Source organism: Paenibacillus sp. AR247 (assembly GCF_002968895.1).
In the GTDB taxonomy this organism is placed as follows: domain Bacteria; phylum Bacillota; class Bacilli; order Paenibacillales; family Paenibacillaceae; genus Paenibacillus_AQ; species Paenibacillus_AQ favisporus.
Genome location: NZ_PCZT01000002.1, coordinates 50,509 through 67,051 on the forward strand (window position 1 = coordinate 50,509; position 16,543 = coordinate 67,051).

General features: G+C 56.8%; 13 protein-coding genes and 2 pseudogenes. 5 read left to right on the plus strand and 10 right to left on the minus strand.

Annotated features, from left to right (window positions below):
• From CPT76_RS38650 to CPT76_RS00570, 3 genes are all read left to right on the plus strand, one after another.
• A partial coding sequence (locus tag CPT76_RS38650) for a M3 family metallopeptidase (RefSeq protein WP_258167943.1) occupies positions 1-523 on the plus strand: 523 nt, incomplete at its 5' end.
• Between the two features lie 84 nt (positions 524-607).
• Positions 608-937 (plus strand): LapA family protein, encoded by a 330-nt coding sequence (locus tag CPT76_RS00565; RefSeq protein WP_105441579.1) that lies wholly within the window; start codon positions 608-610, stop codon positions 935-937.
• A 37-nt stretch (positions 938-974) separates the two neighbouring features.
• Positions 975-2,012, plus strand: a complete 1,038-nt coding sequence (locus CPT76_RS00570) for a M42 family metallopeptidase (RefSeq protein ID WP_105441580.1) — start codon at positions 975-977, stop codon at positions 2,010-2,012.
• 180 nt (positions 2,013-2,192) lie between these two features.
• Here CPT76_RS00570 and CPT76_RS00575 read toward each other — a convergent pair whose 3' ends face one another.
• The 9 genes and pseudogenes from CPT76_RS00575 to hemE all read right to left on the minus strand — a co-directional run bounded on the left by CPT76_RS00575 (position 2,193) and on the right by hemE (position 12,799).
• Complete coding sequence (locus tag CPT76_RS00575; RefSeq protein ID WP_105441581.1) at positions 2,193-4,220, minus strand: M56 family metallopeptidase; 2,028 nt, start codon at positions 4,218-4,220, stop codon at positions 2,193-2,195.
• Between the two features lie 2 nt (positions 4,221-4,222).
• Positions 4,223-4,651: a BlaI/MecI/CopY family transcriptional regulator gene (locus CPT76_RS00580; RefSeq protein ID WP_374954579.1), complete on the minus strand. Its 429-nt coding sequence runs from the start codon at positions 4,649-4,651 to the stop codon at positions 4,223-4,225.
• A 158-nt stretch (positions 4,652-4,809) separates the two neighbouring features.
• Positions 4,810-6,635, minus strand: a pseudogene (locus CPT76_RS00585) (ABC-F family ATP-binding cassette domain-containing protein).
• Between the two features lie 204 nt (positions 6,636-6,839).
• Positions 6,840-7,649 (minus strand): DUF92 domain-containing protein, encoded by an 810-nt coding sequence (locus tag CPT76_RS00590; RefSeq protein ID WP_105441583.1) that lies wholly within the window; start codon positions 7,647-7,649, stop codon positions 6,840-6,842.
• A gap of 6 nt (positions 7,650-7,655) precedes the next feature.
• On the minus strand, positions 7,656-8,279 hold the full coding sequence (locus CPT76_RS00595) for a fumarylacetoacetate hydrolase family protein (protein ID WP_105441584.1): 624 nt from the start codon (positions 8,277-8,279) through the stop codon (positions 7,656-7,658).
• A gap of 82 nt (positions 8,280-8,361) precedes the next feature.
• Entirely contained in the window at positions 8,362-9,090 is a 729-nt protein-coding gene (locus CPT76_RS00600; protein ID WP_105441585.1) for a glycerophosphodiester phosphodiesterase, read from the minus strand.
• Positions 9,091-9,119: 29 nt separating this feature from the next.
• Positions 9,120-10,602 (minus strand): annotated as a pseudogene (locus tag CPT76_RS00605) (CapA family protein).
• A gap of 153 nt (positions 10,603-10,755) precedes the next feature.
• The gene (gene hemH / locus CPT76_RS00610; RefSeq protein ID WP_105441586.1) at positions 10,756-11,706 is read right to left on the minus strand and encodes a ferrochelatase; all 951 of its coding nucleotides are present in this window, start codon (positions 11,704-11,706) and stop codon (positions 10,756-10,758) included.
• A 52-nt stretch (positions 11,707-11,758) separates the two neighbouring features.
• Complete coding sequence (gene hemE / locus CPT76_RS00615; RefSeq protein ID WP_105441587.1) at positions 11,759-12,799, minus strand: uroporphyrinogen decarboxylase; 1,041 nt, start codon at positions 12,797-12,799, stop codon at positions 11,759-11,761.
• 200 nt (positions 12,800-12,999) lie between these two features.
• Between hemE and CPT76_RS00620 the strand changes: the two genes are divergently transcribed.
• On the plus strand, positions 13,000-14,211 hold the full coding sequence (locus tag CPT76_RS00620) for an MFS transporter (RefSeq protein WP_105441588.1): 1,212 nt from the start codon (positions 13,000-13,002) through the stop codon (positions 14,209-14,211).
• Positions 14,212-14,666: 455 nt separating this feature from the next.
• Positions 14,667-15,911 (plus strand): asparaginase, encoded by a 1,245-nt coding sequence (locus tag CPT76_RS00625; RefSeq protein ID WP_105441589.1) that lies wholly within the window; start codon positions 14,667-14,669, stop codon positions 15,909-15,911.
• A 95-nt stretch (positions 15,912-16,006) separates the two neighbouring features.
• On the opposite strand, the gene CPT76_RS00630 is transcribed toward CPT76_RS00625, so the two are convergent.
• Positions 16,007-16,543, minus strand: a 537-nt coding sequence (locus CPT76_RS00630; protein WP_105441590.1) for an O-methyltransferase, incomplete at its 5' end; no start/stop codon positions are given.

The following is a 16,543-nucleotide window of genomic DNA, read 5'->3' on the forward strand; positions in this document are numbered from 1 at the left end:
GCTGCTGATGGATTACCTGCTCAAGAAATCGACCGATCCGAAGGAAAAAATGTACCTGCTGACTTATTATGCAGACCAGTTCCGGACAACGGTATTCCGTCAAACGATGTTCGCCGAGTTCGAGAAACTTGTCCACGAAAGTGCGGAGCAGGGTGAAGCGTTGACGCCTCAGGCGCTGTCGGAGATCTACTACGACCTGAACGTGAAATACCACGGCAAGGACATGGTCGTCGACAAGGATATCGAGATGGAATGGGCTCGCATTCCCCATTTCTACACCAGCTTCTATGTGTACAAATACGCTACGGGCTTCTCCGCGGCGACCAGCTTCTCGAAACAGATTCTGGAAGAAGGCCAGCCGGCCGTCGACCGGTACCTCGGCTTCCTGAAGAGTGGAGGCAGCGACTTCTCGATCAATATTCTGAAGAAGGCCGGGGTCGACATGTCTTCGCCGCAGCCGGTCCGCGAAGCGATGAGCGTCTTCGAGAGCGTCATCGAGCAAATGGAACAGCTGACAAAATAAGTTGAACGGCCAGGCTTATGAAAATCCCTTGCCCGCGGGGGCGGGGGATTTTTCTACTGTCTGCCGGAGAGGGTGTTTTCAAAAGTGAAAATGCAGTGGTCACTCATATTCGGGCTTCTGTTTGCGCTGCTCACCGCAATTTTTGCCGTGATCAACGTCGATCCCGTGAAGGTCAACTTTATGTTTGCCGAGGTGAACATTCCGCTGATTCTGCTCATTCTCGGATGTACGCTGATCGGCGGGATCATCGTCGGATCCTACGGAATTTTCAGGCAGTACAAACTTCAGAAAACAGTCAAACATCTGTCGGCCCAACTGGCTCAGGTCCAGGCCGAAACGGGGTATACCTTCCCGGATCCTGCTGCTAACAAGGCGGGCTCTGACGAAGACGCCGGCGGCTTGAAGCCGTCGTAAATGAGGAATGCAATTCTAACGGAGGAGAACCGTGAACATGTCGATACAACCCAATGAACAATACGTTTTAACCTTTTTGAAAAAGCTGCTCGATACACCGAGCCCAACAGGATTTACGGGACACATTATGAAATTCATCGAGGAGGAAGCTGCGAGCCTGGGCATTTCGCTGACCCGGAATCATAAAGGCGGGGCGATTCTGGAGGTGCAGGGCGAGAATACTTCCCGCACGGTCGCACTGAGCGCCCACGTGGATACCCTCGGAGCGATGGTCAGAGCGGTCAAGCCTTCAGGCACGCTGCGGCTGACGTCCGTCGGCGGCTTCATGATGCACAGCATTGAGAACGAATACTGCGTCATCCATACGCGCAGCGGCAAAACCTATACCGGCACGATCCTCAGCACCCATCCGTCGGTGCATGTCTACAGCGACGCACGCGATTTCAAACGCCAGGAGGACCACATGGAAGTCCGCATCGACGAGCTGGTGGAATCCAAGGAAGACGTGCTGAAGCTGGGCATCGGGGTCGGCGACTTTGTCTCCTTCGATGCGAGAGCGACGATTACGGACAGCGGTTATATCAAGTCCCGTCATATCGATGACAAAGCCAGCGTCGCGGCGCTGTTCGGCCTGCTGGAGTCGATGAAACGGGAAAACTGGAGACCGTCCACCAATGTCAAGCTGCTGATCTCCAACTATGAAGAAGTTGGACATGGCACTGCCTATATTCCTTCGGACATCGATGAGATGATCGCCGTGGACATGGGCTGCATCGGCGACGACCTCAGCTGCAAGGAGACCGACGTCTCGATCTGTGCGAAGGATTCTTCCGGTCCGTACGACTATGAGATGACAAGCCGGCTGATCGAGCTGGCCAAAGCCGAAGGCATCCCTTACGCCGTGGACGTGTATCCACACTACGGCTCGGACGCTTCCGCCGCCCTGTCCGGCGGGAATAACATTCGCGCCGCGCTGATCGGGCCGGGCGTTCACGCTTCCCACGCAATGGAGCGCACTCATAAGCAGGCGGTGCTGAATACGGTCAAGCTGCTTGCAGCTTATATCCGCGGGTAACGCCCCAACCAACTTCATAAGCCATATGCCGGGCTCACGCCCGTCAAAGCCAAACCGGCTGTCCATCTCGGACAGCCGGTTTGTTTCTGTATGTGCTGAATCACGATATCAGCAGCGTTTATACATTGATTTCGTTCACTAATGTGAAATCTCGATTCGCTCGCCAGGCTCACGCCTGTATCAGCGTCCGCCGCCGGAAGGTACGACTGCCTGCACGGGGCCGGATTCCGCGACCGGACTATTGCCGGGTGCTGCCTGCTCGGTGGGCGCCGAAGCGTTTCCTGCTCTCTCAGCCGGGACAGCAGCAACTTGAGCATTGGCCCCTGCTTGCTTGGAGATTGGTGCCGTCTCACGAGGGGCCTGCGCCCCGGCCCGTACCGAAGCGGCGTTTTCGCTTGTGCCGGATTGCGCAGTCGCATCGCCGCCCATGGTGGAGCGGGCCGCTTTCGGCGAATAGACCGAAATGTGATCCAAGCGCTTGGTGGCATGCGGCCCGACAAATTTCAGCTCGTAATCGCCCTCTTTATAGGTAAGCACATCATCCGATCCGCTTGTCTTGACGGAGTTTGGTTTGCCTAAGGTATTTTCGATTTCCTGGAAGCTGATTTTGCTTAGATCGGTGCTCTTATCCGTACCCGATCCGAAATAACGGATGTCGTACACCACTTCGCCCTGCCCGATGCCAAAAGCGTAGCTTCCCCGGCCCGCTCCCGGCGAGTAGGAATCATAGGCGTAACGGTCGGTCGGCTGCCATGGCCGGTCTGGCTCACCCCAGGCGGCATGCACGTCCTCAATCGTTGTTTTGCCGGATACAAAGTCAGCGCCCTTTACTCTGCCCTTCTTGGCTAAAGTGGCGATATCCTTGATCTGCTGCTGGTATCCGCTTGTTGCACTGCCGGTCCCGGATGTGTCCGAGCCGCTTCCCGCAGAACCGGTGCTGTTACCGGTAGTGGAGCCTGTGCCTGTGCCATTGCCGGCATTGTCAGATCCGGATTCCGTCTGGCCGCCGGGCTCGTTCTGTCCATCCCCGTTTTGGGTCTGCCCATTCGATCCTTTCCCGTCATCCGAGGGGGTCGTGCCTGAATCCGTATTGGTGCTTCCGGCCGGCGGAGACGCCTGATCCTGTGTGGATTTTCCGTCGGTCAGGGCACATCCGCCCAAGGCGAGCACAAGCACCAAACCGATCACCGTCCAGCGGATAGAAGCCGGTTTAAATGTTTTAATCATGAGTATCCTCCTTCTCAGCTGCCTGCGTGAAGCAGATAGTCTTGCGGTCCCCGGAACATAGGCATCCATCCGGTATTGTTCCAAAAGCGTCAGAATCGTATGCCCATACTGGGCGATTTGGTTCGGATCCATCCGTCTCAATGCCAGCGCATCGGCGGACAGCTCCTGATCCTCCCGCATCCGGTAGAACCCGTACCACAGCAGCGGATTATACCAATGAAAGGCGAGGAGGATCTGCGCAACCCAATTCAGCAAAATATCCCATCTTTTCGCATGCGCCAATTCGTGCAAAAAAATATGCTTTTGCTGCGCCTCATCAAGCTCCGCAATGCCCGGCGGCATGATCATCCGCGGACGCAGCACCCCAAACAGCGTGGGCGAGGAAACGGCGGGCGATATCTTCAGCCCGATGCTTCGCCTCACGCCCATGCTGGCTTTAGCCTCTTCAAGCATTTGAACCATTCCCGGGTCTGCCGCTTGGGAATGTCTGCCGAGCAGCCGTGCGTAACGGGTATTCGCGATGGCAAGCCGGATCAGCAGGAGCGCCGCCCCGGTCAGCCAGACCGTCATCAGGATCGAACGGAGAGATAACCCGCTATCCTTTTGTTCCAGAGCTGAAGTTCCGGATTCATGGCCCCCCGTAAATTCGCCAGGGAATAAATCCGCCTCATCCCCCACCTTCACTGGTGGCTGTGCTTGGCCGGAGGAAGGGACTTCCGGCGCCTGCTGCCCAAACAAGGCGTTTCCCTGACCTGCCATGGAAAAAAGGTTCCCCATGCTAAATGAACTTTCAGGCCCGGCCGGGATGATCAATCGGAGAATTAACAGCAGCCACAAGGCGTAATGCCACTCGGGTTTCAGCCATCTGCCGAACACCCGCTTCATCAGCAAAATGAGGACCACCATCATACCGGCCAGCAGCGTCGTATGGATCATCCAGTCAAACAAATCGTTCAGCAGGAGGTTCAGGTTTCCCGGCATGCTTATCCCCTCCCATCCGGTCTGCTCGTCTCATCCAGCAGTTTGCGCAGCTCGGCGATCTCCTCCTGCGACAGCTTCTCCTCCTTGAGAAAATTCACGAGCAGCGGCTTGAAGGATCCGCTGTAAATGCGCTGTAAAAAGCTCTTCGTCTCCGCCCGCTGGCATTCTTCCTCCGAGACAAGCGGGAAGTATCGGTATGGACGGCTGTCCGGATCGAATGAAGCGGCTTCCTTCGCGACGAGACGGTTCAACAGCGTTCTGACCGTCTTCGGGCTCCAGTCCATGCGGCCGGCCAGAACGTCAATGACCTCGCCCGCCGTCAGCGGCGAGCCGGCCCACAGCACTTTCATGACCTCCCATTCGGCCTCGGAAATGACGGGAAGTTGTTTCACCGGTATATTCTCCTTTCTATTGATCACATTTGTAATCATCATATACATCCAATATTACACATGTAATCCAAGTTGTCAATCCGTTCTTTGCCCGGAAAAATGTCATTTGCTGAAAATGCACAGAAAAAGGGCGTTCCCATAAACTTTTATGGGAACGCCCTCATGTACTACCCTTCAGCTCCTTGAGCCGCTTTAATCTAAGCCTTGCTCTGCTCAATTTTCTCCGCCAGCTCGTTCAGATACGTCCAGCGGTCCATCAAATGCTCCAGCTCCTGCTCGGCTTCCTGCTGTGCCTGCAGCAGCTCCTGCAGTCTCGCCGAATCGCTGAACGCGGCTTCCATCTCTTTCTGTATGCCCTCCAGCTTCTGCTCGCAGGCTTCAATCTGCCCGTCGATCTGCTCGTATTCGCGCTGCTCTTTATAGCTGAATTTCAGCTTCTCCCGCGGCGCTTCTTTCGCCTGAGCTGAAGATTGGGCCGCCTCCTGGGAGGCGCCTGCCTTCTTCAGACCGTCCGCAGGGGAGCCGCCTGCGGCAGACGGCACATTCTTGCTCATCCATTCCGCATATTCCGTGTAAGCCCCCACATGGACGCGAATTGACCCTTCACCTTCGAAAGCCATAATCTTCTCTACGGTGCGGTCAAGAAAGAAGCGGTCATGGGATACCACGAAGACTACGCCCGGAAAATCGTCCAAATAATCTTCCAGCACGGACAGCGTTTGAATATCGAGATCGTTCGTCGGCTCGTCGAGCAGAAGGACGTTCGGGGCCGACATCAGCACCCGCAGCAAATACAGGCGGCGCTTCTCTCCGCCGGACAGCTTGGAGATCGGTGTCCACTGCATAGCCGGCGGGAACAAAAAGCGTTCGAGCATTTGGGAAGCGGTGATCTGGCTGCCGTCATCGGTCCGGATCACTTCCGCTCCTTCCTTGATGTACTCGATCACCCGCATATTGCCGTCCATCTCCTGATGCTCCTGGGTAAAGTATCCCAGCTTGACCGTCGGTCCGACCACGATTTCGCCCTCATCGGGCTCCAGTTGCCCGGCAATCAGGTTCAGCAGCGTCGATTTGCCGCTTCCGTTCGGGCCGACAATGCCGACGCGGTCGCCCGGAACGGCAATATAGCTCAGATCGCGGATCAGCGTCCGGTCACCGGCCTTTTTGGCCAAATGCTCGATCTCGAGGATTTTCCGGCCGAGCCGGGTCGATAGCGCGGCCATGTCCACATTCCCGGCACGCTGCGGCCCCTTCTGATCCTTCAGCGCCTCGAAGCGTTCGATGCGCGCTTTCTGCTTCGTCGATCTCGCTTTGGCCCCGCGCCGGATCCAGGCCAGCTCCGTCCGCAGCAGGTTCTGGCGCTTCTGTTCGGAAGCCGCCTCCCGCTCTTCCCGCTGGGCCTTCAGCTCCAGAAAGGCCGAGTAATTGGCCTCAGCCAGGCGACCGAGTCGTTGTCGATATGGTTGGTCGGCTCGTCCAGAATGAGCAGCTCGCACGGCTGGATCAAGGCGGACGCCAGCGCGACACGCTTCCGCTGGCCGCCGGACAGCGTCCCCATCAGGGCATCGAAGCTTGAAATGCCCAGCTTTGACAGGATGGTCTTGGCTTCGCTCTCAAGCTGCCACGCCTGAAGGGCGTCCATTTCCTGATTTAGCTTAAGAAGCTTCTGCTGCAGCGATTCGTCCGAAGGATTCAGCTCGACCCGTTCCATCGTCTCCGTGTAGTCACGGACGATCCTCATCTGCGGGTCCTGGCCCTGGAACACCTGCTGAAGCACCGTCATGCCCGGGTCAAAATCGGGATTTTGCGCCAGATAGCGAACCCGAACGCTGTTGCCGATGGAAATCTGGCCTTCGTCCGGAGGCTCAAGTCCGGCGATGACCCGCAAAAAGGTGGATTTGCCGGTGCCGTTGACGCCGATGATCCCGATTTTATCCTGATCCGCCATCCCGAAGGACGCGTCCTCAAACAATACCTTCTCTCCGTAGCTTTTGGAGATATGTTCAACTGTCATTATGTTCATAGCTATTTCCCCTACTCATCCAGCGATTTTCTGCTTCCTTATATATTAACACAAAAACCGCCCAAAGGCTGGGCGGCATGTATGCTGTGCTTCTGTCAGATGTTGAGAGCGGGTTGTCCAGGATGAACTGCGCTTACCCCAGACGCGGGGTAAACGAGAGCGGGGCTGCCTTAAACATGTAGTGTGCTTTGCGCTCCGGATGGATCATGGGAAAAGCAGCAGCGCGGCCGCGAGGGCCGCTCCCCCTCCGATGAAGGAGGAGACGATATTGACGGCGTCGTTGTTCATGAACCGCCATCCGCCCATACGGCGGGTCGGGCTTCCGCAGTGCGTCATGACCTCGACCTCTTTGCCGCAGACCGGGCACTGGTACATAATCTGCACGGATGCGCCGAGGATGGAATCGGCGAAAGCACCGGCCAATCCGCCGACAATCCCCAGCACCAGGGCCAGGGCCAGCGAATCGGAGCCCGTCCCCGATAGCTGTTCAAACAGCCAGGCGAAGAGGCCGATCAGCGCTCCTCCTCCCGCGGCGGCGGTGCTGCCGAGCAGCGACACCCCTCCCGACGTACCGGGAGGGAGCACGCGCCCGTTCAGGACCGAACGGGGCGGCTTGCGGCTGAGGCTGCCGAGCTCCGTAGCCCAGGTATCGGCCGTTACGGCCGCCATGACGCCGATGAAGGCGAACACCCAGCCCTCATGCGGCCAGAAGGCATTCAGCACGCACAGCAGCATGCCGGCGCCCCCGTTGGCCAGCACTTGTCCGGCGTCCCGGTTGCCCGTTTTGGCGTATGATTTTTCCAGCTCAGCCTTCCGGCTTGCCTTCACCTTCGACAGCGCCGAGGAGCTGATAAAAAAGACGAGCAGGGTGCCGAACCACAGCAGATTCCCCGCTCCGAAATAAATCGTTCCCATAACGAAGGCGCAGATCGCTCCCGATATGGTGAGCGACCGCTTCCAGTACGCAGCCCCGGCAACAACGAGCGCGCACAGCGCACCGATGATCCACATCATGGCGGTTTAGCCGATGCGGCAGCTTCCAAGCTGCTCTTCGCCCCAGCCAAGAGCGAACGTATCGCCTTCGGATGCCGGGCCGACGCCAGCCGGCGTACCGGTAAAAATCACGTCGCCTTCGCCCAGTCCGTAACGCGCGCCGATATAATCCACGATTTCCTGGAGGGAGAAAATCATATCCCGCGCATTGCCGCGCTGCACTTCCTCATTATTTTTCAAGACGGTAAAATCCTTCTCCGTCACGCTGCCGGTTCCCGGAAAAGGAATGAAGCCCGTAATGGGAGCGGAATTTTTAAACCCTTTGGCCGCTGTCCACGGGTGGCCCTTCTTCTTGATGACCGACTGCACGTCCCTCAGCGTAAAATCGATGCCAAGCGCCATTTGGTCCACCAGATCATCCACCACGGCTCCAGGCTCATAATCACGCGCGATGCGGATGACGATTTCGCCTTCGTAATGAACCTCCCCCTGATCCTTCGGGAGGGCGAGCACGGCGTCTTCAAGCGGAACGACCGCATGGGACGGCTTCATAAAGATCATCGGCTCGGTCGGAACCTCGTTGCCGAGCTCGGCGGCATGCAGTTTGTAATTTCGGCCAACACAGTAAACGTTACGAATCATCTCGATCATCCTTTGCTAAGATGGATTGGGTGTTGCATCGAGCAAGGCGACAATGGTTGCGGAGTTCGAGCATTGCCGTTTCCGGTGGGATTCAGCCGGGAAAGGTTTTCCGCCAAACGTCCGGCCGGTTGGTACAGATCAATATTTCGGGCGACATTGCTGCGATCCTTTTCATGCCTCTGGCGTCATCGATCGTCCAGGCCATGACCGTAATGCCTTCGGAGATCAGCAGCGACGCGAGGCCCGTATCGAGATTAGGGTGACCGATCGACAGGAACGAGCACTGCAGCGCCTTGAGGCGCGATGGCAGATCCTTGGGCCTGCCGTCGAGGATCAAGCCCGTCTTGAACGCCGGGTTGATCTCCTTGACCCGCCGCAGCGCACCGGTATCAAACGAAGTGATCACCACGTCCTGCTCCATATGATAGCGCGATACGCGTTCGAGCACCGCCTGCTCCAGTCCCGGATACATATTGCCGGATGTTTTCAGCTCGATGTTCAAACGGACCCTGCCGCAGCTTAGGCGCAGCACTTCGTCCAGCGAGGGAATGCGTTCTCCTTGAAAATCGCGCCCTTTCCAGCTCCCAGCGTCCAGCCGCTGCAGCTGCTGCCACGTATGGGCCTTGACCTTGCCGCTGCCGTTGGTCGTCCGGTCCAGGCTGAAATCGTGAATGACGACGGGAATGCCGTCGGCGGTGAGCTGCGTGTCGATTTCCATCCACTGGACGTAAGGCTCCGCCATCGCCATCTGAAAAGCCGCCATCGTGTTTTCCGGCGCCTTGCCGGAAAATCCCCGATGGGCCACACACAGGTTGTTCATTCCCTCTCCCCCGCTCTCCTAAGTTATGGTCAACGTGCCGAGCCGGCCGTTACGGTCCCGTCGCCGGATACCCGAACACCCCCGATGGACAGCTGCTGCATTTCCTGCAGCAGCTTCTTTCCTTCTTCGGCGTTCATCGGAACCGGCTGTCCCCAGCTCCGTCTTGTACGGGATCAGCTTCATGCCGCATCCGCCCTTCGGACCGCATGACGCCTCGAATACCGCGGTCTTCCAGGTCGCCGGAACGGTTGATTTGGTGAAAATGAAGTTGCCTGTGCTGTAAGCAATCCATTTACCCTTGTACTGCTCCAGCCCCTGCAGCACATGCGGATGCGCTCCGATGATCAAATCGGCTCCCGCATCAATAAAGGCGTGGGCCAGCGCCTTCTGGTTGGCATCCGGCGTGCTCTGCCGCTCGATACCCCAGTGCGCCATGACGATGACCAGATCGGCGTTGTTGCGGGCTTCGGCAATGGATTTCAGCACCTCGGGAGCCTGCCCGTAAGCACTGGCCACACCGGGTTTATTGGTACCCGCGGCCCAGCTTGATTCCGGGTACACGCGGCTGGCACCGACCAGCGCCACCTTCATGCCTTTGATAGAGAAATATTCCGGTGCGTACGCACGAGCTGCGTTCTTCCCTGCACCGACATACTTAATGCCGCTGGCACCCAGGTGAGTGATCGTATCCAGCAGCCCTTCCTCCCCCTGGTCGAGGATGTGGTTGTTGGCGAGCGTGACGGCGTCCATGCCTGCAGCTCGCAGCGCATCGAGCGCCTTAGGGGATGATTTAAACACAAACGTTTTGTTTTTGGCCTCGACGCCGCGGGTGGTGACCGGTGTCTCCAGATTTCCCAGCGTCAGGTCGTCCTTCTTGAACAGATCCCCCAAATATGTAAAGGGGTATGAATAGCCCTTGCTTTCAAGCAGCGTTTCCACTTTGCCCGAAAAAATCATGTCGCCCACAAAATGAATGCGAATCGTTTGGCCGGATGGCGCATCCGAGGTCCCCCCGGAAGCTGTTTTCTCCGGGATTTGATCCTGCTGCGGCTTGGCTTTGCCGGAATCGGGATCCTTTCCCGTCTCCTGCTTTCCTTCTTGCGCGGCCTGCTCCTTCCCGCCTCCAGCAGGCTGGTCCTGCTGCACGCCCACAGTCTTGCCCACAGTCTTCTGATCCGGCGGAGTTCCCGCTTGATCCGGTGGAGGCGGGTCCGCAGCTTCCTCAGCCGCTTGTTCCGAAGATGTCTCCTGATCGGAATCTCCCGCCACTTCTCCGCTTCCCGGCACCGTTCCTTTCGGGTCAACAGGCGGCTGCTCTGCGGTCTGCTGTACAGGCTTGTGGGACTCCTGCGCAGAGCCGCCCGTATGTGCCTTTTGCGTCAACAAATAATATCCAATAAGTAGTGCAATGACGGCAAGCAGGCAGAGATTCACGTATCCCCACTTCCGCCCCTGCCTTTTTCGCCTGGCTTTTTTTCCAGCCTGGTGTTTCTGTGATCTTGGCGGGTACATGATTCACCCCTCATTACGATTTTTTCTAAAATACTGCGGCCCTCCCCTGAAAGCCCACTCCATTATATCAGGTTCCCGGGAACAAATAGAACCCCCGGTCCGTGACACGGGGGTTCATCAACATATATAGAGATGCAGTCGTATTCGAGAGTTTTACTCCGCCTGGGCCATTTCCCACTGTCCGATCACCGCGTCGGACAGCGTCTGCATATAGAGCGGATCGCTGTTCAGAGAATCGATGCGCATCAGACGCAGATCCAGCTCCTTCGCTACCTGCTGGGCTTCGATGTCCAGATCGTACAGCACTTCGAGATGGTCGGACACGAAACCAATCGGAGCGACCAGCACGTCCTCGACTTCCTCCTTGCTCAAGTTGCGGAGTGTGTCCAGAATGTCCGGTCCGAGCCATGGCTCGGCGGTACGGCCCGCACTCTGCCAGGCAAACTGCCAGGAAGTGATATCGGCCTTTTCCGCCACCGCGCGGGATGTTTCCAGAAGCTGCTCCGGATACGGATCACCCAGCTCCAAAATTTTCTCAGGCAGGCTGTGTGCACTGAAAAGGACGCGCACTTTGCTGCGGTCCGCACCGGCTTCCTCGAACAAAGCCAGCTTTTCGTTCACACGGCGGGTAAAAGCCTCGATCAGCTGCGGATGCATATGGTAGCTCTGCACAAAGGTCATCTCAACCCCGACCTCATCAGCTTTCGCTTTGGCCCGCTTCATATAGCTTCCGACGCTCATAGTCGAGTAGTGCGGCGCCAGTACGATCCCGACCGCTTTGCTGATGCCGTCTTTGGCCATCGCCTCCACGCCGTCCTCAATGAACGGGGAAGCATGCTTCAAGCCTTGATAGCAGACGAATTCCACCTCGGGGTGACGGCTGTCCCGGTTCAGGGTCTCCTGCAGGCTCGCCACCTGCCGGTTCGTGTTCTCACGAAGCGGGAATACGCCGCCCACGATCGCCTCATAACGGTCGGCCAGCTCTTTGAGCTGCTCCGGCGAAGGGGCATGCCCTCTGCGGATATGCGTGTAATACGCCTCAATGCCTTCCATGCTCTCTGGTGTGCCATAGGACATCACCAGTACGCCTACTTTATTTTTCACGAAACGCTCACCTCTTCTTTATATATCGGTTCTTCCATGAAGAAACGGTCTCCTAGCGGAGAAGGGTTGCCGAATATTCATGAATATATTCCGTCAATTCCTTCAGCTTATCCAGCGAAGCTTCGGGGAACAAGCCGTGGCCCAGGTTGAAAATATACCCCGGCTCCTGAACGCCTTGATCGATAATCTCTTTGGCGTACCGCTTGATGACGTCCATCGGCGCAGTCAGCACATAAGGGTCCAGGTTGCCCTGAACAGCGAATTTCCCGCCGGTCCGCTTTCGTCCCTCGGCAATCGATACTCTCCAGTCGAGCCCGATCACGTTCGCCTGCAAGTCCTTCAGCGTCGGCAGCAGCTCGCCTGAGCTGACGCCAGGGAAATAGATTTTCGGTACATGTAAATCTGAAAGTTCGGCAAAGATACGGGTAATGGTAGGTAGTACGAATTTCTCGAAATCCTGCGGTGCCAGCGCCCCCACCCAGCTGTCAAACAGCTGGAACGCCTTGCCGCCGTTCTTGATATGTGCTCGCACATAGGTTATGACCATGTCGCCCAGTTTGTTCATCAGCTGATGCCAAACCTCGGGCTGGCTGTACATCATCGTCTTGGTGAGAATATAGCTTTTCGAAGGACGCCCTTCGATCAGATAGCTGGCAATCGTAAACGGAGCTCCGGCAAATGTAATCAGCGGAACGTCCAGCTCTTTGTCCAGGATGCGGATTGTCTCCATGATGTGGCTGAGATCCTTGTCTATGTCGATCGGACGCAGGCGCTCCACATCGGCCGCGGTCCGGATCGGATTGTCGATCACAGGCCCGACATTTTTCACGATATCAAAATCGACTCCCAGGGATGCGACCGGATTCATGATATCCGAATACAGAATGGCCGCATCCACGCCAAGTTTGCGCACGGGCATCATCGTTATTTCGGCAGCGAGCTCGGGCTGGCGGCAAATTTCCAGGAGCGAATATTTCTCTTTGATCTTGCGGTATTCCGGATCATAGCGACCCGCCTGTCTCATATACCAAACAGGAACATGGCTGACTTCCTGCTTGTAGCTGGCGCGGATCAACGTATCGTTATAGGTCACGAACAGGCCTCCATATCTATAAAATTCTCTGCTTTCTATTATGCCCTTTTTAAAAGTAAGTAACAACCGCCGCACCCTGACATCTGATGACAATCGTATGACATCTTTAACATAAGACATTCAGGAAATGTGCTATACTGGTAAAACTGTGTTTTTTCAATCATTCATTTCAGTCAGCTTAGAAAGGAAGTGAAAGCACATTGAAACCGTGGAAGGTCAACCTCATTGTGCTTTGGTTCGGCCAATTTCTGGTCAACTCCGGGATGACGATGATCACGCCGTTCCTGTCCCTGTATCTGGCTAAAGATCTGGGGGTACAGGGCGAGCATGAAATCGGCCTCTGGGCGGGCTTTATTTTTGCGGCCAACTTCATGACCTCATTTATTTTTCAGCCATTATGGGGCAAGCTGTCGGACCGGTACGGCCGGAAAATCATGCTGCTGCGCTCCGGCTTCGGAATGGCCATCGTCATCGTGCTGATGGGCTTTGCCCGGAATCCGTGGGAGCTGCTGCTGCTGCGCCTGCTGAACGGCACGATCTCCGGCTTCAACCCGGCATCCATCTCGCTCGTGTCGAGCACGACCCCGAAGGAACGGATGGGCTTTGCAATGGGGATCATGCAGTCAGGCTCGGTGGCCGGAACGATTCTCGGACCGCTGATCGGCGGCGGCTTGGCCGACCTGATCGGCTTCCGCCCGATCTTTTACATTATCGGCATGCTCATCTTCGCCGCTTCCCTGCTGGCGCTGTTCCTGGTCAAGGAAAACTTCAACCGGGAAAAAGCCGCCCATGCGCCGCAGGTGTCGGTGCTTGAAGGCTTCAAGGAGCTGGCCCGTATCCCGCAGCTTCCAGCGCTGTTCGCGGTAACGTTTCTGCTGCAGTTTGCGATGATGAGCCCCATGTCGCTCCTGCCGCTGTACGTGGAGAAGCTGCACCGCTCCTCGGTTGACATCGCCTTCTGGGCAGGTGTGGTCAGCGCCGTGACGGGATTGTCGAATATGATCACCTCCCCGATCCTCGGGCGCTTCAGCGACAAGGTCGGCGCCCACCGCATTCTGACCTACGCCCTGATCGGCGCAGGACTGTGCCTGATCCCGCAGGCGTTCGTGCAGAGTGTATGGCAGCTGATCGTCGTCCGCTTCCTGATGGGCATCTTTATGGGCGGCCTGCTGCCAAGCGTCAATGCCCTCATCCGCTCCTACACGCCTGGAGGCATGGAAAGCCGGGCATTCGGCTTCAACACAAGCACGCTCGCACTCGGCAATATGCTGGGCGCGCTCGTCGGCGGATTCCTGTCGGGATTTATCGGCATCGAAGGACTGTTCATCATTTCCGGCAGCCTGCTGCTGCTGAATATGGTTTGGGTGCGGCTGAAGCTGTACAAGCGCAGCAACACGCCGCAGTACCGCTAAACAGCCGCCGTTGGCGGGAAAAAGACGGCCGGAGAGTCACACAAGTGACTCTCCGGCCGTCTTTTTTTCATGCCGTATGACCGCAAGGAACAAGCCCCCATCGAAAAACGTTTTGAAGGCCTAATCCGGAAAGTAACCTCCCATGATAAATGACAAACTCCTTCTTATATATTTCCTTTCCCCATAACTATAGTCCAAATTTTAATATGTAATATAATCTAACATTAAATAACTTCCACAGGACTATTCCTACTCCATTTCACAACGTAGATCAAACTCGATTATTTTATGAAATGTATCAAATCACCAACAAAAACGGTTAATATCTACCATTTTCTTCGAAAACAAACGCTTACACGACGATCTATTTATTTGTCATATAACCTAACATCATATATGATCATCTTAGATTTTATTACATAACCATTACATACACATGAGGAGCTGATCGATTAATGGAGAAAAGAAAATTCGGCAAGTGGTCCCTGATTCATGCATCTGCGCTGACGGCACTGTCCCTCTTCGCCGCACCGGCAAGCAGCGTATTCGCCGACGCGGCAGCAGCCAATGGAGTGACAGCAGCAGTTACCACCCCTGCAGCAGCAACCGCACCTGCAACCACAACGACAACCGGCACAACCGCCCCGGTTCGCAACACGGCCATCCCGCCGGTCACCGATGCCGACAAGGCCTCCAAGCTGCCTAACGTGCTGGTGATCGCCACAGGCGGCACCATCGCCGGGCAGTCCGTCGACCAGACCAGCTTCCAAAATTACAAGGCGGGCAGCATTCCTATCGCGCAAATGGTGAGCGAGCTCCCGGACAAGCAAAAAATCGCCGACGTCGAAACGCTCCAATTCGGCAACTCGGGCTCCTCCGCCTATTCGATGGCCGATCTGTACGACCTGTCCAAGGCCGTGGACGAAGCGCTCAAATCCTACGACGGCGTCGTCGTCACTTCCGGCACCGACACGATGGAGGAAATCGCCTACTTCCTGGATCTGACCGTTCAAAGCGATAAGCCGGTCGTCATTACGGGATCCATGCGGCCGTGGACGGTCGTCGGCTCCGACGCCAAAGCGAACCTCTATAACGCCATCAAGCTGTCGGCAAGCGGCCGGACCGCCTCGTTCGGCACCGTCCTCATGCTGAATGACACGATCAATCTCGCCCGCGGGGTCACGAAAACGAACGATTACCGCGTCGACACTTTCGAGACGCCGATGCTCGGGGCCGTCGGATATATCGATGAAACGACGATCCGCATCTACCGGGCTCCGGAGCGGGCCCTGCTTGGGCCGGGCAAAGGCAAGCCGGTCTTCGACCTCGCCAAAATCAAAAAGTCCGATCTGGCGAAAACCGAAATCGCCTATTCCTATCAAGACGCGGGCGGTGAAGCCATCGAAGGGTTTACCGCTGCAGGAGCCAAAGGCATCGTTACCGCAGGCACCGGAGCCGGAGGCATTTCATCCGCAATGAGCAAGGCGCGCAGCAAAGCGGTCGATCAGGGTGTGGTCTTCGTCACCACGACCCGGACCGGTTCCGGCAGCGTCTACGGCGGCGGAAAGGGCATCATTTCTGGGGACAACTTGAGTCCGCAGCAGGCCCGCATCCTGCTGATGCTCTGCCTGTCCTTCAGCAGCGACTTTGAAACGGTCAAGTCGTGGTTCACGACCTATGGGGTCACGGAAATCGAATAAGCTGTAATTCAGGAAATCATTGCACTCATCATCTTTATTTCATTCCAAAAAAGCCCGATCCTGGACTGCATCCGGATCGGGCTTTCGTTTGCTGTTTACTTAACCATGGCCACCGCCAGCCCGTCATAAGCAGGAAGAATGGTTCCGATCAAACGGTCGTCGGTCGCCATCGCTTCGTTGAAGCGGCGGATCGCCTGCACCGAAGGGCCGTTTTTGTCGGGGTTGAGGGTCCGACCCCGCAGAAAGGTGTTGTCGCCCGCAATCAGCGCGCCCGGATTGGCCAGTTCGATCGCGTACTCCAGGTAATTCGGATAGTTCTCCTTATCCGCATCGATAAAGAAGAAGTCGAACCTCTGCCCCTCCGCCTTCAGCTGTGCCAAGCTGTCCAGCGCCGGTCCGACCCGGTATTCCACCTGGCCGCCGAACCCGGCTTCGGTCACATTGGCCCGCGCAACGTCCGCGAATTCCTGCTTCAGCTCGAGCGACGTAAGCGTTCCTTCCGGTGCAAGCCCCCTGGCGAGACAAATGCCGCTGTATCCGCCCAGCGCCCCGATCTCCAGGACACGGCCCGCCCCCGTCGCCTTGACCAGCAGCGTCAGCAACCGTCCGTAGCCCGGCGCGATGGCGATTTC